This window comes from Pseudomonas protegens, from assembly GCF_003363755.1.
Classification (GTDB): domain Bacteria; phylum Pseudomonadota; class Gammaproteobacteria; order Pseudomonadales; family Pseudomonadaceae; genus Aquipseudomonas; species Aquipseudomonas danubii.
This window is the reverse complement of sequence record NZ_CP031396.1, coordinates 4,889,490-4,909,297: the sequence shown is the minus strand read 5'-3', so window position 1 is coordinate 4,909,297 and position 19,808 is coordinate 4,889,490. Positions and strand designations below refer to the sequence as shown.

At 62.9% G+C, this 19,808-nt stretch carries 22 protein-coding genes; all 22 read right to left on the bottom strand.

What is annotated here, in order from left to right:
- Window positions 1-65: 65 nt before the first annotated feature.
- The 22 genes from DWF74_RS22180 to DWF74_RS22075 all read right to left on the bottom strand — a co-directional run bounded on the left by DWF74_RS22180 (window position 66) and on the right by DWF74_RS22075 (window position 19,800).
- Window positions 66-428, bottom strand: a complete 363-nt coding sequence (locus DWF74_RS22180; protein ID WP_115581722.1) for a tail fiber assembly protein — start codon at window positions 426-428, stop codon at window positions 66-68.
- On the bottom strand, window positions 425-2,236 hold the full coding sequence (locus DWF74_RS22175) for a phage tail protein (protein ID WP_115581721.1): 1,812 nt from the start codon (window positions 2,234-2,236) through the stop codon (window positions 425-427). The genes DWF74_RS22180 and DWF74_RS22175 overlap by 4 nt, the downstream gene beginning before the upstream one ends.
- A 15-nt stretch (window positions 2,237-2,251) precedes the next feature.
- Entirely contained in the window at window positions 2,252-2,851 is a 600-nt protein-coding gene (locus DWF74_RS22170) for a YmfQ family protein (protein ID WP_115581720.1), read from the bottom strand.
- Complete coding sequence (locus DWF74_RS22165) at window positions 2,839-3,879, bottom strand: baseplate J/gp47 family protein (RefSeq protein ID WP_115581719.1); 1,041 nt, start codon at window positions 3,877-3,879, stop codon at window positions 2,839-2,841. The genes DWF74_RS22170 and DWF74_RS22165 overlap by 13 nt, the downstream gene beginning before the upstream one ends.
- Window positions 3,869-4,267: a phage GP46 family protein gene (locus DWF74_RS22160; protein ID WP_102861417.1), complete on the bottom strand. Its 399-nt coding sequence runs from the start codon at window positions 4,265-4,267 to the stop codon at window positions 3,869-3,871. The genes DWF74_RS22165 and DWF74_RS22160 overlap by 11 nt, the downstream gene beginning before the upstream one ends.
- A 2-nt stretch (window positions 4,268-4,269) precedes the next feature.
- Window positions 4,270-4,776 (bottom strand): phage baseplate assembly protein V, encoded by a 507-nt coding sequence (locus tag DWF74_RS22155; protein ID WP_115581718.1) that lies wholly within the window; start codon window positions 4,774-4,776, stop codon window positions 4,270-4,272.
- 108 nt (window positions 4,777-4,884) lie between these two features.
- A complete protein-coding gene (locus tag DWF74_RS22150) occupies window positions 4,885-5,925 on the bottom strand; it encodes a phage baseplate assembly protein (protein ID WP_102861415.1) in 1,041 nt (346 codons plus the stop codon).
- Window positions 5,926-5,928: 3 nt separating this feature from the next.
- The gene (locus DWF74_RS22145; RefSeq protein WP_102861414.1) at window positions 5,929-7,173 is read right to left on the bottom strand and encodes a DNA circularization protein; all 1,245 of its coding nucleotides are present in this window, start codon (window positions 7,171-7,173) and stop codon (window positions 5,929-5,931) included.
- Window positions 7,163-8,884: a phage tail protein gene (locus DWF74_RS22140; protein WP_115581717.1), complete on the bottom strand. Its 1,722-nt coding sequence runs from the start codon at window positions 8,882-8,884 to the stop codon at window positions 7,163-7,165. Before DWF74_RS22140 ends, DWF74_RS22145 begins: the two co-directional genes overlap by 11 nt.
- 130 nt (window positions 8,885-9,014) lie before the next feature.
- Window positions 9,015-9,311, bottom strand: coding sequence for a phage tail assembly protein (locus tag DWF74_RS22135; protein WP_115581716.1), 297 nt, complete (start codon window positions 9,309-9,311; stop codon window positions 9,015-9,017).
- The gene (locus DWF74_RS22130; RefSeq protein ID WP_016965085.1) at window positions 9,308-9,655 is read right to left on the bottom strand and encodes a phage tail tube protein; all 348 of its coding nucleotides are present in this window, start codon (window positions 9,653-9,655) and stop codon (window positions 9,308-9,310) included. The genes DWF74_RS22135 and DWF74_RS22130 overlap by 4 nt, the downstream gene beginning before the upstream one ends.
- Before the next feature lie 66 nt (window positions 9,656-9,721).
- Window positions 9,722-11,218, bottom strand: coding sequence for a phage tail sheath subtilisin-like domain-containing protein (locus DWF74_RS22125; RefSeq protein ID WP_115581715.1), 1,497 nt, complete (start codon window positions 11,216-11,218; stop codon window positions 9,722-9,724).
- A complete protein-coding gene (locus tag DWF74_RS22120) occupies window positions 11,218-11,400 on the bottom strand; it encodes a DUF2635 domain-containing protein (RefSeq protein WP_047302105.1) in 183 nt (60 codons plus the stop codon). Before DWF74_RS22120 ends, DWF74_RS22125 begins: the two co-directional genes overlap by 1 nt.
- The gene (locus tag DWF74_RS22115; RefSeq protein WP_115581714.1) at window positions 11,397-11,981 is read right to left on the bottom strand and encodes a phage tail terminator protein; all 585 of its coding nucleotides are present in this window, start codon (window positions 11,979-11,981) and stop codon (window positions 11,397-11,399) included. The genes DWF74_RS22120 and DWF74_RS22115 overlap by 4 nt, the downstream gene beginning before the upstream one ends.
- Window positions 11,982-12,178: 197 nt before the next feature.
- The gene (locus DWF74_RS22110) at window positions 12,179-12,679 is read right to left on the bottom strand and encodes a fimbrial protein (protein WP_115581713.1); all 501 of its coding nucleotides are present in this window, start codon (window positions 12,677-12,679) and stop codon (window positions 12,179-12,181) included.
- Window positions 12,680-12,860: 181 nt separating this feature from the next.
- On the bottom strand, window positions 12,861-14,012 hold the full coding sequence (locus DWF74_RS22105; RefSeq protein ID WP_115581712.1) for a glycosyl hydrolase family 18 protein: 1,152 nt from the start codon (window positions 14,010-14,012) through the stop codon (window positions 12,861-12,863).
- A 104-nt stretch (window positions 14,013-14,116) separates the two neighbouring features.
- Window positions 14,117-15,160, bottom strand: a complete 1,044-nt coding sequence (locus DWF74_RS22100) for a phage late control D family protein (protein ID WP_108544501.1) — start codon at window positions 15,158-15,160, stop codon at window positions 14,117-14,119.
- A gap of 61 nt (window positions 15,161-15,221) precedes the next feature.
- Window positions 15,222-15,428 (bottom strand): tail protein X, encoded by a 207-nt coding sequence (locus DWF74_RS22095; protein ID WP_047302087.1) that lies wholly within the window; start codon window positions 15,426-15,428, stop codon window positions 15,222-15,224.
- A complete protein-coding gene (locus DWF74_RS22090; RefSeq protein WP_103741615.1) occupies window positions 15,403-16,248 on the bottom strand; it encodes a phage tail protein in 846 nt (281 codons plus the stop codon). Before DWF74_RS22090 ends, DWF74_RS22095 begins: the two co-directional genes overlap by 26 nt.
- 9 nt (window positions 16,249-16,257) lie before the next feature.
- Complete coding sequence (locus DWF74_RS22085) at window positions 16,258-18,831, bottom strand: phage tail tape measure protein (protein ID WP_115581711.1); 2,574 nt, start codon at window positions 18,829-18,831, stop codon at window positions 16,258-16,260.
- 141 nt (window positions 18,832-18,972) lie between these two features.
- A complete protein-coding gene (locus DWF74_RS22080; protein WP_060842616.1) occupies window positions 18,973-19,278 on the bottom strand; it encodes a phage tail assembly protein in 306 nt (101 codons plus the stop codon).
- Window positions 19,279-19,290: 12 nt separating this feature from the next.
- The gene (locus DWF74_RS22075) at window positions 19,291-19,800 is read right to left on the bottom strand and encodes a phage major tail tube protein (protein ID WP_016965333.1); all 510 of its coding nucleotides are present in this window, start codon (window positions 19,798-19,800) and stop codon (window positions 19,291-19,293) included.
- Between the last annotated feature and the right edge of the window lie 8 nt (window positions 19,801-19,808).

Here is a 19,808-nt window from a genome sequence, read left to right as displayed (position 1 = left end):
GACACAGCTCGGTGTGGACATAGTTAGAAAACTGGAAAAGAAAACGCCCCGGCGAGGCGGGGCGCTTATTGATTCAATATTTCATCTGGAGATAGAGGCCACTGAAAATCACTCGAAAATAAATCCTGCTCCTCAATCCTATTAAGACTGATTCGATAGTTTTTCCACAGCAAAAGCTGCCTTGCTTCTACGTCTGTAATACAACCGATATCCATTGCATCCTGTAATGGGCCCATCCTGTATGCAGCTAACGTCAGCAACTCACTTCGTTGTGCCTTCGCTAGAACAGAAAGCTCTTCAATACTAGGAGGGGAAGGCATCACCTGCACGGGCTCAAATTCTGAATAAACTTCATTCGGAAAAAGCTCATCAGCCCCCTCTATCGCACGCCCCCCCTGAACACCATCATTTCGTACAGCCCAACTCATACATCGTCCTCCCAGCCATAACACATCAGCCCTGCGGCGCCTGCTCCCCAGTAGTAAACTCTTGGCTCCTCCAGCACAAACCGCCCCTGGGTATTGTGCTGCGTATTAGTAGAGCCGGTGCTATTGAGCGGTGGACTATTGGGCCCAATGTAACCACCGATGTAACTTGCGTTTGGCGCAGCTGAAGAGTTGCTGTTGGTTGCCCCAAGTAGTTGAAGGCAGATACCTGTGGCCGTTGGCGGAACAAACTGGAAAATGCTGACAGCAACAAGAGCTGTGGCGGTCCCCATGGCCCCCGACGCCATCATTGGAAGTGATGCCAGGTTCGAACCTGACGCAACTTTGTAACGACTGCTCCGACCGGCCTGTACATATGACAGTGGGTATCGGTTTGCCGTAGCGTCTGTGAAAAATGCGCTCACGCGTGCCGCAATGAAACCTGCGGGAATAATCGGTTCAAACACAAACCTCAGCGTTGTATCTACGGCGGTCATGAGCGCAGGCACGCTCGCCGTGATCTGACTCGACGAGTCAACAGACTTGATGAAAGTTCCTGGCGGAAAGCTTGCTCCACCGAACGGCATTCCAACACGCATTGAAGAAGTGCTGGCAATGCCGGTAACGACTGCCGAACCGACGATGGTCGAACACTGGACTGCCGGCATCAAGGCAGCAATACCGGCGACTTGAGTGCCATTGGATACAACCCAGGCGCTGTACCAACTGGAAGCCGCAAGCACACCGCTATCGAGACCGTTCAGACCTATGGTTTGCAGGTTGATACTCAGGTCCACGGCATTCAATGCCTGTGCCGCACTACCTTTACCGACAATCAGGCTGCGAGCCTTCACCGAGATCAGTGCATTGGTTCCCGAAGCAGAAACGTAGAGTCCCTGATAGCTGCTACCCGATAGAGCTTTGAGCTTCTGAACTTCGGCAGCTAGAGCAGCGACATCGATGTTTCCCTGATTGCTCGGTGCGTTCCAGGCTTTGATGCACCACATGACTGCCAGGTTGCGCGGGCGGACATACATAGCCGAGTAAGGAGTAGCATCAGATCCAGTGGCCCCTGCATTAATATCTAAAATACCGGTCAGAGGGAACGAAGGTGTGCCATCAGAGTTAAGCCTCGACTTATGGGCTTCAATGCTGTCATCAGCGCCGTTGTAAAACGAAACAACAGCAGCAGATGTCTTCGTCCCATCACCCGCACTGACAATTGTTGCGGCCTGTCGACTGCCAATACTCCGTCCACTATCGACGCCACGACCATGGTCCCAACCTCGAAAGAACTCCCCCCGCGACTCAGGCAACCGGAAGTTACCCGCGCCCTCGCCCCCGGTGTTGAAGGTCGTCCCCAAATAAGCCGCCAGATCCGGATAAGTCGCAGCGCTCTGCACACTGCCATCCACCTCCAGGAACCCCGCCGGCACCGTGCCTTTAGGAAACGGCACCATGGTCCCCACCGGCAGGGCCGACATGTTCTTCAACAGTGCCTCGATCTCGGCCTTGGTGTAGGTCACCGACTTGGTGTAGGCGTCGGTGATGCCGTACTCGGCCAAGGTGCTGCGAATCTTCTCTGGCGGTATCGAATCCCGGACGATCGCCTTGATCGCCGCCAGCAACTGGTCGTGCTCGGCCTCGGCCGGCTCCTTCCCACCCGCACGAATCACATTGAGCAATTCATCGGTAACCGCGTTTCCCCATTGCGAGGAAATCAGTGAGCCGACTTGCCCCGTGACCGGGTTCTCGTCGACAAACTTGCCGTTCACCAGCCCTACGCTGGGAACACTTTTCGGATAATCCACTTGTTCTTGTCTTCTCTAGTCATAGTTGATGTACACCTGGGTATGCGCCGGTGTACTGCGATGGATAAGGCACTCCAGGGCGCTCCCCGGATTCATGCCAAAACGTTCGCCCCAATAGCTCGCGCCGAAACGCCGGCCCAGTTGCCGGCGGCCGCCGGTATTGAGGGTCCACATGAAGTTCGCGCGCCAGGTGCCGAAATGCGCATGACCAAAGCGTGAGCGGCCCATGCGCGGGGTACTCAGCTCAGTGACGCTGGCATTGGGGTAGCCCTGGCTGCGGGCGATTTCGACGAAGTAGGCAGCGCGCTGGCTGCCCACCGCCAACAGGCGGCGGCGCACGGCCAGGCGCCGGTCTTCGAACAGCGGGGTCAGGCCCAGGCAGGGATCGGGCAGGTTCATGACCTTTTCCCAATCGGTCACCAGTTCGCTGACGCTGGCCGGGTCCATTTCGTTTTGCAGGTCCACGGCCCGGGCGTCGATGCGCGCCAGCTCCTGGGAGACGCCCTGCAACACTCGCTCAAGCTCCGGCACCCGCTCCGGGTCCCAGGCCGGGCCGCTGGGCAGCAGGCTGCGCAACTGATCCTGGTACTGGGCGGCGCTTCTTATTGCTGCCATTGGCAACCTCCGAATACCAGCAACTGATTGTTCGCCGCCGGCACATCGGCCAAGGGCGCCAGCAGTTGGTGATCCTGCTCGCCGGTGGCGCTGCTGATGGCTTCGCGGATATGGCTGAGCAACAGGGTCTGGCCCAGGCCGGCCTCGCGGCTGTGCAGATCGCGCAGCTGGTCCTCGACCGCGGCGCGCACCGCGCTGGTGTCGGGGGTCAGGCGCAACGTGTAGGTCACCGGCAGCATCACCGGGGCCAGTACATGCACTTCGGCGGTCACCGGGCGCAGCGGCTCGATATACGCCTGAACCTGCGCCAGTTGCTCGGCGTTGGGGATCGGCTGCGGATCATCGTCACGCATGACGAACAGGCCCACAGTGCCCGGCCCCAGGTAATTGCGCCGGCACCAGGCACGGGTGATCCCCGGGCATTCCAGGGCCCAGGTTTCGTAGTCGTCCGCCGAGCCGCCGTGGGGAATGATCCGGTAGGAACGGATCACCCGGGAGCGCAGGGATTCGAGGCTTTCCCGGGCTACGCCACCGGTCAGCCCCGGGGCCAGGACGGTGAATGCGTTGCCGATGCCTTGCACCGGCTGTACCGCGGTCAATTCCAGGCCCGCATCGGCATTGCCCAGGGTCCCGCCATCGACCGCCTGGATAGTGGTGCTGTTGAGCCCCGCGATGGCGGTGCGGGCGGCCGTCACCTTGTAGCTGCGACCGTCGCTGCTCTGCAGCAGGGTGTCGACATCCAGCACGGCACCGGCCGCGGCGTTGAAGCTGACGCTGCCACGGGCCGCCTGGGCGGCCTTGCGCGGCTGGTTCAGGCGCAGGGCAGCGATGCGTTCCAGGGTCGACTCATCGGCCTTGTCCGGGAGGATCTGCTCGGCGATCCAATCCAGGTAGCCATACAGGCCAAAGGCGGCACCGCTCAGGGTGCGGGCCAGCACTTGGGCATCGGACTGGCGCAGCGAGTCGCTGGCCAGGTCGCTTTGGGTGCGCTGAATCAGCACCGGCAGCGAAGGGGTTTCAAACGGCATAGGTCACCTGCCAACTGTGAGTGGGGTTGAGGTCCAGGCGTTCGCCGTCGGCCAGGATCAGCACCGTGCGCAGGTTCAGACGCTGGGCGTCGAGGCGCTCGGTCATGATCTCCACGGCGTTGCAGTGGCCATCGTCGATCAGCCACTGCAAGGCCTCGCGGGCATAGAACTCGGCGTCGAGCTGGGTCTGCCGGCTGAGCTTGACCCGGCGCAGCAGCCACAGCCGCGAGCCGATGCGGTCGTCGGCCACCGTGGGAAAACTGTCGCCCCACCAGCCGTAGCGCTGGTCATCGTCCAGAGCGTCGTCATCAGCAGCACGGCGCCAGGTGAACAGGCTGATTTCCACGGCCCGGGTCAGGGCGTTCTTCAGGTCATAGGTGGCGAACATGCTTAACCTCCCACCGGCGCGCCGGTCTGCGCCGGGCCGGGTTGCACGCCGCTGTGGACGTGGTTGATCTGGCTGATGCCGGCGGCGACCTGATCGCCCTGGGAGACGATCTTGCCGCTCATGCTCAGGGTCGGGCTGTCGATGTTGACGCCGCTGCTGGCGCGGATATTCAAGGTCGCGGTGTCGATATCGATGACCCGCCCGCGCTTGAAGTGGATCTTGTCGCCCTCGTCGGTGTAGATCGCCACTTCGCCGGCAGCCAGGGCCTTGAGGCGATAGCGCCGGTCCGCCACCACCAGCACCACCGCGTGTGACCGGTCGCCGCCGAGGAAGGTGGCGATGCCCTCGGCGCCGGCCAGGGGATTGCTGGTGAAACCGTAAGGCTCGAAATGCTCCATGTCGTCGTTGACCTCGCCGGCGGTAAGGCGCATTTGCAGCGATTGCAGTTTGTTGGCCGAGTTGGCGAGCACCACGGTGCCCCGCGCCAACAGGCGTGTCAGTAGGCTCATGCTGAGTTCCTTGGAGGGTAGGAGCCGGCTTGCCGGCGAACAGGGGTTGCGCGGTTTCGGGCCGGATGCCTTCGCCGGCCACCCGGCGCCTACGGATGGGCGCGGGTTTCAGGTGTTGCCGGGTGTCGGGTTGGCGTCGAAGGTCTGCGGCGGCGCCACCTGCAGGGTGGTGATCGAGCCCTGCTCGGACAGCGACCAGGTGACCTTGGAGATCAGCATGTCCCGGTCGAACCCCAGCACCGGGTCGATCACTCGCACCAGGGTGTTGTGGCGCCACAAATCGCCATTGCTCTGGCGCCAGCCCTGCACCTGGTAGGTGGTGGTCAGGGCCTTGCCGGTGCGGGTGCCGCACTCCCAGTCAGCGCGCTGCTGAGCCAGCTCGGCACTCAGTTGCGCCGCCTCGCTGATCACCGTCACCCGTTTGCGTGAAGCACTGGCATCGCTGGACTGGCCGGATACTTCGCTGACTGCAGCCCCACTGCTCTGGTCGCTGCCCTTGTGCTGGCCGATCACCCGGTACTCGGAAAACACCGCGGAAAAATCCATCGGTGCATTGGCCGAGAGGATGTTCTTGCCCAGCTCCAGGGCATCGCTGGCGCGCCCACCACTGCCCGGCGCCGCCAGCAGCAGGTAACCGTCGGCGTCGTCGGTGGAAAATACCCGGTACAGGGTCAGCAAACGGTCGATGGAGGCGAACACCGTCTCCCCCGGCACGATGCTGTGGGTGTGCAGCTTGCTGGTTGGAGCGATCTCGCTGCGCACCCCGACCCCATAGGAGCCGGCCAGGGCGCGGACGATGCTCAGCACGTCCTGCTGGCGCCACTGACTCGGCCGGTTGATGGCCGCGCAATCCACCAGATCCTGGGTCAAGGAACTGCCCTGGACGCTCAGGCTGATCTGCTGGCCGTCATAGCTGATCGGCGCCTTGTAGACATGCCCGGTGAGCACCAGGTCGCAACCGATGCGCACCTGGCAGCGAGCGCCCGGGCGGATGCGTACCTGCGCATCCTGCCCCGGCCATTGCCAGGTGATGTTGAGGCTGAAGGTGCGGAACTGACGCTCCAGGTCGGCGCTGATCTCCACGCTCTTCCAGCCGCTGTAGTCCAGCCCGTCCACCGTCAGGGTGACGATATTTGCCAATTCGTCCATGGGTCACTCCCGAGCGATTTGCAGATCAGCCGGCGGCAGGAAGCCCGGATGAGCCACCCGGTTGCGCTGCACCACTTCGCCGACCCGCGTCGCATCGGCAAACCGCTGATAGGCCAGCACCAGCGCCGGCAGGCTGCTCTTGGGGCTGAGGCTGACCAGCCGCACCCCCGAGGACGCCACCGCATTGAGGTGCCCCTGCACCTGCTGACGCAGGGTGTTGAGCGCCTGGTAATGCACCGCGTCGGCCTTGAGCGCGGCTTGCCAGATCAGCTCATTGAACTGATCGCGCAGCGCCAGCACATCGTCGGCCACCGGCACTTCCAGGCGCTGCACCGGCCGGCTGGCCTGCTGCGCCAGGGGCGGCGTGTTCTTGAGCTTCACCACGGGCGTGGCCACCGGTAACGCCGACACCAGCCGGGCGATCTGCACCAGCAGCGCATCCTGCACCAGGTTGGCCACCGCCTCGGCCGCCGCCGTGGTGTCCTTGCCGGTGGTCAGCTTCGGCGCATCAATGCGCCGGGCCGCCTCCACCTGTTGGGAAATATCGGCGAGCATCTGCCGATAGCCGCTACGGGCAAAGTCCTTGAGCCCGCGTACATCGTCCAGCAACCCCTTGAACTCCGTGCTCAGCTCCTTGGGTATTTCCTTGACCGCTTTGACCAGGGTGTTGAGATCGCCATAGAACTCGATCAACGGCTTGAACTCGTGCTCGATGACCTGATACACGTCCGCCAGCCCCTGGCGCAAAGACGCCACGCCGATCCGCGCCTGCTTGATCAGGTTGGTGGCAAACTCGAACCGCAGCACCGCCGCCCCCAGCAAGGTATCGCTGGCCACCAGCACCTGCTGCTGGGTATTGACCACCGCCGAGGGAAAGCGCAACGGCTGGTCCGGGTAGAACTTCAGGCTGAAAGTCACCAGGCCGCCGTCCTGGCGGCTCTGGGTCATCTCGCATTCGCCGACCTTGACCTGCATCCGCCCGAGCCAAGGGTGCACCAGCTCGCCGCTGCCCTCTTCCAGAGCCTTGAGCAGCCTGTCGCGCTGCGCCAGGCAATCGGCGCCGACGATAAAGGCCGTCAGATCGTGGATTTTCGCCTGCTGGCCAAGGCCCTCGAAAAACGGCTGATCGCGCTGCGGGTACTCGTGCAACTGACCTTTCTGGCCCACCGGGGTTTTCGCCTGATCGACCCAGAACGGCACGCCGCGAAAGGACGCGGGCAACAAACGATCACGCCAGTTATCCGCCATTGGAACCTCCTAGGGAAAGTGAGCGATAGCCCAGGGTCGAAGCCACGTTCAGGCCTGGTTGATTGGTCTTGGCTTGTTCGGCACGCAGGCCTGCCGGAGCGTTTTCGAAACGCACGGTCAACCCGCCTTCGAGTTGCGTGCGGTTGTTGGCAGCGTTCTGTTGGATCAGGGCACTGGAGTTCTGGGTCAGCGAGCTGCCCTGGGTTGCGGCAAAGGGTGATGCCAGCCCGCCTTTACCCTCGGCGTTGATTTGCCTTTGCGCCTCGGTAAAGCCTTCGACCTTGCCGGTGACCGTGGCAATCAGCCCTCCGAAACCGCCCTCGAACAGCTCCTTGATCGGCACCATCAGCTCTTGAAGCTTGCTCCACAGCCCGGAAAACCAATCGGCGATGGGGGCCCAATTGGTCATGATCAGCTCCATCGGCGACCAGTCGAACAGGGCTTCAATGGCCTTCCTGATCGAGTCGATACCCGGTTGCAATTCGGCCCAGATCGAACTGAAAAAGCCCGTAACCGCGCCCCAGTTGTTGTAAAGAATCACCAGCGGAGAGAAGTCGAACAGGGTTTGCAGGACCTTCTTGACCCCGTCGATACCCGGTTGCAGCGCCGCCCAGATCGAGCTGAAGAAGCTGCTGACAGCGCCCCAGTTGTTGTAAAGCAACACGGACGGAGAAAAGTCGAACAGCGTCTGGAACACCGTTTTGATCGCCTGAATGCCCGTTTGCAACACTCCCCAGATCGACGCGAAGAAACCGGTGACCGCGCCCCAGCTCTTGGTGATCATGTCCATCGGCACCCAGTCGAACAGGCCTTTTAGAAAGGCCATCGCCGGTACCGTCAAGGCCTTGAGCGACTCCCAGATGGATGCGAACAGGCCCGTCAGTCCAGCCCAGTTATCGATGATCAGTCCCAGAGGTGACCAGGAGAACACTTCTTTGAGGAAGCCAACGACCGAAGCCGTCATCGCCTTGATACTGTCCCAGAGCCCGGCAAAGAACGCCGTGATGGTCCCCCAGTTGCCGATCAGCATGCCCAAGGGCGTCCAGCTGAACAGGGTTTTCAGCCCTTCCAACGCCTGCGCCGCAAGATTCTTTACGCCCTCCCAGAGACTGACAAAAAAGGCCGAGATCGGCCCCCAGTTGGCAATGATTACACCGGCCGCCAGGGCAATGCCCATAGCAATCAGCATCACCGGGTTGGCCTTGGCCACGGTGCCCATCAGGTCGAGCACCTGGGTCGCACCCGTCACGGCGGTTTGCATCGCCGAGAAGGCAATGGCACCCATCGCCAGCCCCTCAACCAGCTTGGGGTTGTCGTCGAGCAGCGTCCCCACGCTGTTGAGCATGGGCTCCAGACCGACCACCAGTGCCCCCACCGCCGGCGCCAGCGCAGCATCAATGGCCGAGGACACCTTGGCCATGGACTGACTGAATACATTCATGCCTTTGGCCGCGTCGGCCGACGCGCTGGAGTCACCGACCTCGGCCAGTTTGCCCTTGAACGCGTCGCAGGCCTTGATCCCGTCGAGAAACGGGGTAATCAGGCTACCGCCCTTGAACAGACCACTGATGTCCAGCTTGCCCAGCCCGGTCTGCTCAAGTTTTTTCTTGAAAGAGTCGACCTTGCCTTGAAGGGCGACGAGTTTGGGTGACAGTTCGTCGATGCCGGTCAACAGCACCGACTTCTTCTCTACGGTTTGTGTGTCTGCCATCACTGCACCTGCTGCATCGCATTGATCCGTTGCGCGTGCTCCAGGGATTCCCGGAGCACATCCAGTGGCCTGGCCATCATCTGTTCGGGGTCGACCTTCCAGAACCAGGCCAGGTCATAGGCGACAGCGATCAGGTCGGCGATGGCTGCGATGCCGCACTCATGAAAAAACTCGCCACCGCCCAGCTCAGGGCGTTGAGGTCCAACAGGTCCAGTTGGTTCACCGAAGACGGTGGAATACCGGCGCAGACCGCGATGTATTTGGCCGCGACGTCCATGTCGAGGCTGACTTCTTCGCTCTTGTCGATCTTGTACGGCAGCGCCTTGATCGCCCGCACTTCCTGCACCGTCGGACGGCGCAGGGTGAGTTCGGCCAGAGGCTCGCCGTGGGCCTCGATGGGTACTTGCAGCTTGACCAGGTTGCTCATTGCCAGGTCCCCTTCTGCCCTTCGAAGTTCAGCTCGATGCTGGCGTCATCGCCCTTGGCAATAGGCTCGTCCACCAGGTAGGCGCCAGCCAGCACGTAGACCTTGCCGTTGGCGAACTCGCAGGTGACGGTCATGTCGGAGCCGGCAATCAGCTGCTTGAGCGGAAAGTCCGGGGTGTGCAGCGCAGTGACTTTGAACGACGGGGTGAGGTCGGTTTCCTTGTAGAAACCCGGAACCACGGTTTCCCGCTTGACGGCCATCAGCGGTGCTTCGCAGCCGCCGCTGATGGTCAGTTGAGCGCCGTCCACTTTGACGTAGCAGGTGCCCGCAATCAGTTGACCCATGATGTTTCTCCCAAAAAATAAGCCCGCTCAAGGCGGGCTGAAAAAGCGCAGTGATGCAGGTCCGGCTCAGGCCGCGGCGTCGTACTGCAGACGGAATTGGTTGAGCAGCGCGAACACCCGCAGGCCGTTGATGTAGTCCGGCGGGAACAGCACGTTGACCCGGCTCGGGTCCTGCACGTCGCGCTCGACGATCAGGTGCTCGGCGAACAGGTCGGCGTTCTCCACATGGCCTTCCAGCTCCAGCTTGGCGTACTGGGCGATCAGCTCACCGCGAATGGTGCTCGGGGTGACGATCGGCTGGCCGGCGCCGAAACGGGTGCCGTCGGCGGCCAGCTTGTGGCGCCCGTACTTGCTGGTGATCACGCTTTGCAGGCGACGCACGATGAACGCCGACTGGTGCATGGTTTCGCTGTCCAGGTAGGAGTTGTCGGCCTGGCCGTAGGCGTTCTTCTGGTAGGTGGTGATCGCCCGCTGAATGCGCATGTAGCCGCCTTCGTAATAGGCAGTAGCAATGCCGTAGCTGAGCAGCGACTGGCGCTCGGTCAGGGTAAAGCGTTCGCTGGCCGGCGCCGGATCGATCCCCGGCAGGCTGCCGCTCTGGGTCGGACGGCTGGCGTCAGCGGAGATGAACACCGAGGTCCGCGCCGCCAGGGCTGCGGCCTGAACCCACACGGGCTGGGGCACGCCGGTTTCCAGGGCCTGGATGGTGATGTGCTGGTCGTTGCGCGCCTGACCGGCCGCCACCAGGGTGCCGACGGTGCCGCGCTTGGCGCTATAGACATGGCCGAACAGCTGCTTGGCCCAGGACCAGCGGCCGGTGTTGTCGTCCATCACCGCTTGCCACGCATTGAGGCTGGCGGTGTCGGTCCAGGGCATGCAGATGAACTCGAACGGCTCATCGCCCAGGGCCGCCAGGGCCGCGACCTGATCCGGCACGCCGGTGCCGCCGGCCATCTTGCCCAGCACCAGGGTCAGGCCTGCCGGGGTTTCTTCACCATTGCTCTTGCCCAGGCGATTGAGTTGCAGGCTGATGTCATTGCCGCTGTCGCCGGTCCACTTGGCGCTCAGGGTCAGCGTGCCGTCGACGGCTGCTGCGGTCACCGGCAGATCCACTGCCGCATTGACCTTCAGCGCCAGGGCGCTGGCCGCCTGAGCGGCAGTGGCGCCGCTGACGATCGAGGCCTGCACCCGCACACCGCCGACGTACAGATTGAGCAGGCCGGCGGCGCTGGCGCTACCGGTGAGCTTCAGCTCGGCCTTGGCCACGCTGCCTTCAGTGATGTGCAGCGGCAGGCACCAGATCTCGCCCACCGGGTCGGTCTTGCGCCAGGTTTCATACATCGAGGCGAGCATCGAACCTTGCCCGCCGATGCTCTTGGCCAGGGCCACGCTGGACACCAGCACCAGCTTGCCGAGGTCATCGCCGGCCTGGTTGTCATTGACCTGGGCGACGATCAGACGGCGCATGGCCGAAGACGCGCTATTGGCCGCCGAGTTGTCCATCTCGGCGTAGAATAGCGGAACACGGATGTCCGCCGGGATATTGCTGAAACCGATCGCCATTATTTGGCTCCTTGAGATTTCGCCGCTTTCACGGCTTTGCTAGTGATATCGCCATCGGCCAGACGCCGGCGCCACCAGGCGTTGTCCGGCACTTCACGGCCGGAGGCGGGCAGCAGATCGCCTGCTTCCGGGTCCGGTACGGCGCGGCCAGCGACCGGCAGCACGGTGATGCGTTTGCTCATTGCTTCAGCTCTCCTGAAAAAGTCAGCTCCAGGCGCCCGTCGGGGCCCGGTTTCTTCAAATTGGGGTCCGCCGGATCGATGGCATCGACCCGCACCGTGACCCCGGTAAAGGACGGCAAGCCGTCGAGTTCACGCTCATGCCAGGTTTCCGCCGGCTGCCCGGGCAGATTGCGCCCCAGCTGGAATTCGGCGAAGAAGCGCAGGCGGTAGAGCAGGCGGGTGGCGTCGAACGACACCAGTTCACCGCCGTCGTATTGGATCGGGTTGTACTCGGCGCCGGGTTTGAAACCGACCAGGGCGCGCCAGAGTTCGGCGCGCAGGTCGTGGAGTTGGTCCAGGGCTTGTTGTGGGTCGGTGGCGTCGAGGAGCAAGGCGACTTCGAAGCGGTCGCGGATGGTCTGGCGGTGGACGTTCTGGGCAGTGTTGCCGGAAGCCAAGTCGTTGATCGGAGCCCAGTACGCAGCCGGTAGGGGTTGGCTGGTGTTACCGCCCAGAGTATCGAGGTTGATGCCCGCCAGAATGCGCCCGCTGAGACGGGGACACTGGCTGTGCAACTGGTTGATAACAGCGCTGAGTTTCATCGAGTGGCTCCAGGACCGGGACCGATCCAGGTCCGTTGCGGGCTGCCACGATCGAGCATCAGGGCCTCTCGGGAAGCAGTTGCCATAGGTTTCTCCAAGGCACAAAAAACCCGCCGCAGCGGGTGGGAGAGAAGTAGCCTGAAGCATCCGCCCCAGGCCGATGACAGGGTCCTGCGAATGCCCGCAGGACCCCAGGTTCAGGCATAAACGATCACGCACTCGGACAGCGCGGCGTAGAGTCCGGCCGTGACCGGCCCTTGAGTTCCGACCAGTCGAGCCATGAACTGCAACCTGTCGGTATCCGCGGGGTAGTGCGCAGCGGCTTGCCCCAGGGTCAGGGCATTGCCGAGCGCGTCCAGGATCTGCACACCGACATTTCGCGCCGCGCTCGCTCCGCTGCGCTCGTTCTCCAGTGTCAGGCCGTCATGGCTAACACCATCGAAATAGACCTGAACCGTCTTCGCGCCGTGGCACTTTTGCGGGTCAAGCAAGACCTCGAACATGACCGCCGGGCCGCCCCCCTGGTCAATCTGCGAGACCGATGTCGCTCCCAGATCGACAAACCGCTCCCACTCCACGGCGCGAGCACGCAATGGCAGAAGCTCCACACCGGTACACAGATCGTCGTCAATGCTGCAGGCAGGCGCGACAACCCTTGCCAGGAAATTCATGAACTGAAGATGCTTTTGCGAAGCCATTGATCTATTCCTTCACGTCAACAGGAGCCGATAGACGTTGATCCGGCACCTGTATGGTTAAAGCTAAGGCTCCCGGCAACTCCCGGGACATTACGCGCAACGCATAGACTCCCGCCGGCAAGAACTGCGATGCCGCAGGAAACGCGGTTCTACGGCCGCTGTTTTTTCGCTGATCGACCTCTCACTCCTGCCCGACAGGCAGCAGTGCTCGACCTTCATTGAGCCCCGCCTGCAGCGCCGTCCAGAACTCGGCATTTTCATAGCCCATGGCCCAGACGCTGGTGCCACCCAGGCCCAGCTTGGTCACCAGTGCGGTCTTGGTCTTGATGCTCGTGGCATCGTCGTACCAGAGCACCGGTTGCGCGCGCTCCGGGGTCCACTCCACGCCATCGGCGAAGTTCTTCACTGGCCCCCAGCTGGCGTAAGGCGTTGCGGAAGCGGCGTCCCGGTGGGTGACGGCGCGGTGCTCGGCAATGATTTCCTGATAGGCCGACCAGTGCACCCGGTTGCCAATGCTGTAGTCCTGACCGTAGGCCGGCAGCCCGGCCAGGACCTTGCCCGACGCGACTCGCGATACCGCGTAGCCGAGCACAGCCCGTTGCCAGTCGGCGCCGGAGCCCGGGCCGGGCCAGACTTCGTCATGGAAACCGCCGCTGCTCCAGCCGGGGCCGACCTGGTCGTAGGTCATGACCTGGACGTAATCCACCGCCGCGCCCAGGGCCTTGTAGTCGTAGCCTTGCAGGTACTCGGGCTCGCGGTCGCTGGACTTGGGCGGGACGCTGATGATCAGTTTCTTGCCACTGGCATGCAGGGCATTGCCCAGGGCTTTGACATAGGTGGAAAAGGCCTTGGCATTCCTCGGTTCGACCTGTTCGAAGTCCAGGTTGATGCCGGCAAAACCGCCCTCCCTGGCCAGCCTCACCAGTTGCTTGATGCTGCCGGCACTCAAGGTCTTGTCGTTGACGATGGAGTGGGAAATGGCCGGGTCGAAATCCGCAATGCCCTGGTTGTAGTCGGACACGGTGGGGTACAGCGGCAGCGATTTGGACTGGGCGAAGCGAATGATGTTTTCGCTGGTCGGGTTCATCCCTTCCTGGTGCAACTGGCCGGTGACGGTCAGCCCGTAGATGCTGCCCAGGCCCACTGCGGACAGGTTGCCGTGGAACGCTTGCAGGTTGCTGTAGGAGGCTTCGACCTGGCCGTCGGTGTAGGCCAGGACAAAGGGCCCGGCATGGGCTGTGGCCGCCAGCAGCAAGCTGCAGCCGACGATCAATGTCTGGAACAGAAAGCGCAGGCCTCGCTTCGAGGCCGGGCTGCTGATGCCTGGGTTCATGACTACTCCTGCGGATTGTCCGCGTACTTGAAAAGGCAGAGTGGGTTGCAGCGCAACGCTGCGCATGGGGTGGCTACGGCAAAGCTCGCGGGGCTGACGCAGCGTCAAAGCTGCACCACTCTGAGTGGTTTTTTGGCGGGGGTTTTCTTGGCCTTGGCTTTGGCCTTACCTTGCTTGCCGCCGTTGCATTCGACCGTGGTGCTCCAGCCCGACGGGTTGAACAGTTGCTCTACCGAGTCCACCAGGTATTCGCCGTCCAGTCCGGCCTTGAAGCCCTGGGCATTGATCAGGCGCTCGGCAAACAGATCGGTGCGCCCGGGCATCTCCAGGCGCAGGCTGGCGCTGCTGCGGTTGAAGGCCGCCAAGCGGGCCTTGGCCGCTTGCTCGGCGGCGGACTTGTTGGGGTACAGGTGCCGATCGGTGTGCACCGCCGGCACGCTGGCCGGTGAGTCGCTGTTGCCCAGGTCGATGACCTTGAGCGTGCCGCTCTTCGGGTCCTGATGCTTGGTCTGCACCGCCTTGTGGGTGCTGCTGTCACTGAGGCGGAACTGATAGCGGCTGACGTCGCGACGGCTGAGGCTGACAACGCCCAGGGCCTTGCCGCTGGCACTCAACCCGGACTGACGGGGCAGCACCAGCAACCTGCCTTCGGCCACCTTGGCGGTGCAGTCGTACTGTCGGGCCAGGCGGGTGATGAAGTTGAAGTCGGATTCGTTGAGCTGGTCGATCCGCGGCACCTTGGTCGCCACCGGACAGACCGGCTGCCAGCCGTTGCGGGCCGCCAGATCGCGGACGATCTGCGCCAGCGCCACGTTCTCCCAACTGCCGCTGCGGGTGGTCTTGCCACTACCGCGCATGTCGCTGGCCTTGCCGCGGATCTCGATGGAATCCGGCGGCCCGTTGACCACCACTTCATCCACCGTGTAGCGCCCCAGGCGAGTCAATGCCTGCCCGGCATAGCCGAGGAACACTTCGATGGCGGCGCCACGACCGGGCAAGGCGACCGCACCGTCACGGTCGTCGATGCGCAGTTCGAACTCGTCCGCTTCCATGCCCGGTTTGTCCAGGGTGCGCAGGGTCAGCAGCCGGTCATTGATCTGCGCGGTGATGTCGCGGCCATCGGCGAGGATGCGAAAGACCGGGGTCATGGCCTGTGCTCCAGAAAATGAAGACCCCGCACGCAGCGGGGTCTGTTGAGTGGAGGCCAGGTCAGTCCCATAGCTGAACCATCGCCTCTGTGCGGATCGGCAGCTCCGGTAGCAGGATCAGTACCCCGGCCCGAAAGGGTTGTGGCTCATCGGCCAGGCCCTGGTTGGCGTCCAGCACCGCCTCGACGCTGCCATTGAGGTGCCCGTAGTAGCGATGACACAGGGTGTCGAGCAGATCACCGTCAGAGGTTCTGCAGGTCGTTGCCATAGCTCACAAACTCCAGTGAAAACCCTTGTTTGCGGGGAATGCCACCCGCCAGCAGGTGGCTCTGTTCCTCGTCGATGCTGGTGAGGCACCAAGTGCCCAGCACTTCACCGTAGCCCGTGGTCAGGCTCAGGGGCTGCAAGCGCCGGCCAATGCTGCGCAACGCCTGCAACTGCCCCAGCCCGCCCTTGAACCCGGGAAAGATCGCGCCCTTGAGGGAGATCTTGTCGTCGCCCTGCCCCACCGCCTGCTGCGCAATGCTGCGGCTCAGGCGCTCCTGGGCCGCCCAGCGAAAGCCGGTTTGCCGGCGCAACTCATCGAAGGCCGCGGTATCGAGGTTGAAGTAGAACGGCTCGGCCGCGGCCCCCAGGGGCTGCAGGATCAGCAGGTGCGGGAAGGGTTTCACCGCCTCCGCCGCCGGGGTGTCCTGAGGCGCCAGCGCGCCGGAAGGAAAGATATTGCCCAGGGCCGGGCTGATCTGCCCGCCGATGCGGTTGATCGCCGCGCCGGCCTTGGCCACCTGCTCCTGCAGGGCGCCAAGACGCTGCTGCATCTGCCCCGCCACGGTCACGGCCTGGCTGTACTTGGCCGCGACTTCACCCACCGCCGACTGCGCCGCGCCGATGCTGCGCATGGTGCGTTGCAGCTTGGCGCCCAACACCGGGCCGACCCAGGGCAGATTTTCCAGCTCCGAGGCGGCGCCGGTGATGTCGCTGATGGCGCCGTTCATGGGCCCCAGCATTTCATCGGCGCTGCGCCGCCCTGCCTCTGCTGCCGCCACCAGGGACGTAAGCCCCGATTGCAGCTGTTCCATATAGGCCATGCCGCCTCCTTAAACGTGTGCCGCGTCGAACAACTGACGACCCGCCGCCTGACGGCTGTATTCGTCGAACTGAAAGCGCAGATAGGGTTCCAGCTCCCGGGCCAATTGCGCCGGATCTCTGACATCGCCCTGCACCGAAATCGACAGGTAAGGCGCGAAGCTGAACTGCTGTTCAATCGCCGGTAGTGCCGCCGATTTGAACGGCTCCGGAGGATTGCTCAGCGAAAGGCTCGACGCCGACGGTGCCGGACTGGCCAGCGAACGCGCGGCCTGCCCCATCAGCGGAGGCGTCTGGCCCGGCTGGAAGGACTTGGCGATATCGCCCATCACCGGCGGGATGTTCTGCCCGGCGTTGCGCATCATCAGCGGACCGGCTGCGGGCATTTGCTTGAGCGAGTCGTCGGAGCCGAACATCGCCTTGCCAGCATAGGAGCCCAAGGCTCCACCGCCCCAGTAACCAAGAGCGCCACCGATGAAGGAACCTATGGCGCCGCCAATGGCTGTTCCAAGGCCGGGCACGACAGAGCCAATGGCAGCCCCGGCAACAGCCCCCCCTTTGGCCCCGGCCAATGTGCCAGCTAAACCTCCGAGCGCACCGCCATAGCCTTCGGCCTTCTCATCGCGGGTCTTGGCATTCTGATAGGTGTCTGCGATCTGCATACCGGCATCCAGTATCGACAGGGCACCACCCCGCTTGAATAACTTCTTGCCGTTACTCCACAGAGACTTCAAGCCGCTTCCAACAACCTGGGCGACTCTCGTCCCAGCATTGGCAAGGCGACTCAAATTGCCAGGGCTGAATACATTTTTCAGTGTCTGGACAATGCGACCGAGCACGCCACGCTTGGGTCTTGCGCCACCGGGGCCATTGCCGCCTTTGTTGCCCTTCTTGTTCCTACCACCGTCCACGTCGAAATCACCCGCGCCCATTCCCAGCGCATTGGTGACAAACACACGCTGGACAACGTTGGGGTCAATCTTCAACCCACCCCGCAAGACATTGATCAGGCCCTTGCCCATGGTGTAGACCGCCATGAGCTTTTTCACCGCGACATACGCGGCGCCCAAAGCGACCACACCCTGCACCAAAGATGGGTTGTGCTCCGCCAGCTCGGTCAGCTTGCCGACCACCACGGTGATGCTTTTGGCCACCAGATCCGTCACCGGTTGCAGGGCCTGCCCCACGACCCGCTGGCCTTCATCGATGGAGTGACCGGCTTCAGCCCACAACTGCTTGGAGGCTTCTCGACGCTCCGCGAGGTTCCTGGCGAGAACGCCAGAGGCGCTCAACGAGTCCTTCTTCACTTGCTCATACTGCTGCCGACCCTGGGTCTGGGCCAGCAAGGCCGCCTTGATCTGCATATCGGTAAACAGGTCACCGGTACGCAGGGACTCTTCCAGAGCCTCAAGCATCGCCTTGGCCTTGGCCGGGTCGGTTTCCTGGCTGATCTGCGCCTGGGCCTCGGCCATCTTCGCCGCCTTGGCCGGGTCGATGGCCCTGACGTAACGCATGGCCAGGGCAAAGCTCGCCTCCAGGCTCGACATGCCCTTCTGGATACCGGTATTCAGCGAAGCCTGATAATCAATGCCGGCGTCTTCATAAGCCTTGACCGCCTCACTGGAGCCGATTTTTTCGATCCAGTTCTGCAATTGGCCAGCAGCCTGGTCAGCACTGCCCGCAGTGTTCATCTGCACTTGCAGCATGGACCCCAACTGACTCACCGCCTCCATACCGGTGAGTCCTTCCGCGCTCGCGCTCTTGAGCAGCGCCGGGAGCAAGCGCGCCATGTCGGCCGCCTCGAAATTGCCGGCCTGCCCCTGCAGGGCGATGGCCTCAAGAGCCTGCTCCATGACCTTGGGGTCGCTGATTCCAGCTTTGAGCTCCAGGGCCCGCATCAGCTTCGCGGTGTCGTCGACGCTCGCGCCCTGCCCCACCGCAAACTTGGCGGCCAACCCTGTGTAGCCTTGCGCCTTGTCCAGCGACATGCCGCTGGCCATCATCTGGCTCACCAGAGCCGCCACATCGTTACGGGCCATGCCCGTGTCACGGGAGGTCTGAATCACCGTGCGGCTCAGTTGCGCTTCCTGAGGCTGGTTGACCACATTGGCCTTGATCGCCATGTCGCGGATCAGCGCTTGATAATCAGCACTGATCTTGACCGGGGCGCGGAGCTTATCGACGCCAAACTTTGCCCAGTCATAAGCCGCCTTGAAGTCGGCCTTGCCCTGGGCTACCTGCTGCAGCCCACGAGCCTGAAGCTCAGAGCCCCGGGCCACCTTGCCCAGCGCTTGATATTCCTGGCGCAGCTTGTGCACCTCAATACCCTGCTGGCGCAGCCCGTTGCGGCTCTCTTCCAAGCGGCGCAACAGCCCGGCCGCGGAAGCGGCGCCGGTGTCATGGGCCTTTTTCCATTCATCCTGCAGGCGCAGGGTCTGGCCGATGGTCTTTTCCAGCACCCTGGCCTTGCTGCCCTGCTGCTCCAGCTGCTTGATCCGGTCTTCCACCGTCTTGAAGGCGGCGTCCCAGGTCGAACTGAGGGCAGTACCCACTACCACCAGCCCCGATACCAGTTTGTTCGCCATGTGCTTCTCCTGATCCTTGGGTGACGGGCTCAATCCGTGAGCCACCAGACCATGTCGGAAAACCTCATGGTCATGATTTCCTCAGCGGCGAAATGCAGCTCGCGAGCGAGCCGTTTCGCCGCCACCTTCATCACCGCAGGATCAAAGCTCGTCGTCTTGCACCAGGCGAAAATAGCCGGCCTGCAGGCGTTGATAGTCCTTGAGTGCCATGCTCTCCAGGTCCTTGGTGCTGATTTGCGCGAGGCTGGCAAACAGCATCAGCTCGCGCTGTTCATCGTCCCCCACACCGGCGGCACTGGCGGCGCGCACATCACGTACCGTCGGCGCCCGCAGGGTGAGCCGGTCGCAGACCACACCGTTCATCTCCACCGGCTTGCTCAGCGCCACCATCACGCTGTCGCTGCTCAGGGTCATCCAGCTCGGGGTCTTGTCGCTTGCTTGAGACATGAGGTGTCTTCCTTACAGGCCCAGGGCCGAACGTTGCGCGGCGAGCTGGTCGACGCCATTGATCACGCGCTTCATGCCCAGGGCATCGATCTCGTAGATCAGGCGGCCGTCGACTTCCAGCTTGTAGTAGGTCAGGGCCACGTTGTGCTTGATCTCGGCCTTGTCGCCGGATTTCCAGTCGCCCATGTCGACCTCTTTAAGCAGGCCGCGCAGGGTGACGATCACCGGGGTGACCTTGCCCTTGAGGCCCTTGAAGGCGCCACGGAACACACCGTTGAAACCGCTGCCATCGGCCAGGCCGAACATCTTCAGCGACTCGCGGCGCACGCCGGTGGTGGTGAAGCCGGCCTCTTGCTTCTCCATGCCCATGTCCAGTTCCACCGGCACATCCATGCCGCCGACACGGTGCTCCTCGGTCTTGAGGGTCAACTTGGGCAGGGTCAGGCTCGGCACGTCGCCTTGAAAGCTGATGCCATCGACGAACAGGTTCATGTTCGCCAGGGTTTCGGGAATCATTGCCATTGCTGCGG

Bases quoted from the DNA above. Each gene is read 5' to 3' on its own strand.
- DWF74_RS22165 (WP_115581719.1), bottom strand. From the start codon at position 3,879: ATGCCGTTTGAAACCCCTTCGCTGCCGGTGCTGATTCAGCGCACCCAA.
- DWF74_RS22090 (WP_103741615.1), bottom strand. From the start codon at position 16,248: ATGGCCTATATGGAACAGCTGCAATCGGGGCTTACGTCCCTGGTGGCG.
- DWF74_RS22160 (WP_102861417.1), bottom strand. From the start codon at position 4,267: ATGTTCGCCACCTATGACCTGAAGAACGCCCTGACCCGGGCCGTGGAA.
- DWF74_RS22110 (WP_115581713.1), bottom strand. From the start codon at position 12,679: ATGGCTTCGCAAAAGCATCTTCAGTTCATGAATTTCCTGGCAAGGGTT.
- DWF74_RS22095 (WP_047302087.1), bottom strand. From the start codon at position 15,428: ATGGCAACGACCTGCAGAACCTCTGACGGTGATCTGCTCGACACCCTG.
- DWF74_RS22140 (WP_115581717.1), bottom strand. From the start codon at position 8,884: ATGGCAGACACACAAACCGTAGAGAAGAAGTCGGTGCTGTTGACCGGC.
- DWF74_RS22145 (WP_102861414.1), bottom strand. From the start codon at position 7,173: ATGGCGGATAACTGGCGTGATCGTTTGTTGCCCGCGTCCTTTCGCGGC.
- DWF74_RS22150 (WP_102861415.1), bottom strand. From the start codon at position 5,925: ATGGACGAATTGGCAAATATCGTCACCCTGACGGTGGACGGGCTGGAC.
- DWF74_RS22075 (WP_016965333.1), bottom strand. From the start codon at position 19,800: ATGGCAATGATTCCCGAAACCCTGGCGAACATGAACCTGTTCGTCGAT.
- DWF74_RS22155 (WP_115581718.1), bottom strand. From the start codon at position 4,776: ATGAGCCTACTGACACGCCTGTTGGCGCGGGGCACCGTGGTGCTCGCC.
- DWF74_RS22105 (WP_115581712.1), bottom strand. From the start codon at position 14,012: ATGAACCCAGGCATCAGCAGCCCGGCCTCGAAGCGAGGCCTGCGCTTT.
- DWF74_RS22120 (WP_047302105.1), bottom strand. From the start codon at position 11,400: ATGAGCAAACGCATCACCGTGCTGCCGGTCGCTGGCCGCGCCGTACCG.
- DWF74_RS22180 (WP_115581722.1), bottom strand. From the start codon at position 428: ATGAGTTGGGCTGTACGAAATGATGGTGTTCAGGGGGGGCGTGCGATA.
- DWF74_RS22080 (WP_060842616.1), bottom strand. From the start codon at position 19,278: ATGTCTCAAGCAAGCGACAAGACCCCGAGCTGGATGACCCTGAGCAGC.
- DWF74_RS22125 (WP_115581715.1), bottom strand. From the start codon at position 11,218: ATGGCGATCGGTTTCAGCAATATCCCGGCGGACATCCGTGTTCCGCTA.
- DWF74_RS22100 (WP_108544501.1), bottom strand. From the start codon at position 15,160: ATGACCCCGGTCTTTCGCATCCTCGCCGATGGCCGCGACATCACCGCG.
- DWF74_RS22170 (WP_115581720.1), bottom strand. From the start codon at position 2,851: ATGGCAGCAATAAGAAGCGCCGCCCAGTACCAGGATCAGTTGCGCAGC.
- DWF74_RS22135 (WP_115581716.1), bottom strand. From the start codon at position 9,311: ATGAGCAACCTGGTCAAGCTGCAAGTACCCATCGAGGCCCACGGCGAG.
- DWF74_RS22115 (WP_115581714.1), bottom strand. From the start codon at position 11,981: ATGAAACTCAGCGCTGTTATCAACCAGTTGCACAGCCAGTGTCCCCGT.
- DWF74_RS22130 (WP_016965085.1), bottom strand. From the start codon at position 9,655: ATGGGTCAACTGATTGCGGGCACCTGCTACGTCAAAGTGGACGGCGCT.
- DWF74_RS22085 (WP_115581711.1), bottom strand. From the start codon at position 18,831: ATGGCGAACAAACTGGTATCGGGGCTGGTGGTAGTGGGTACTGCCCTC.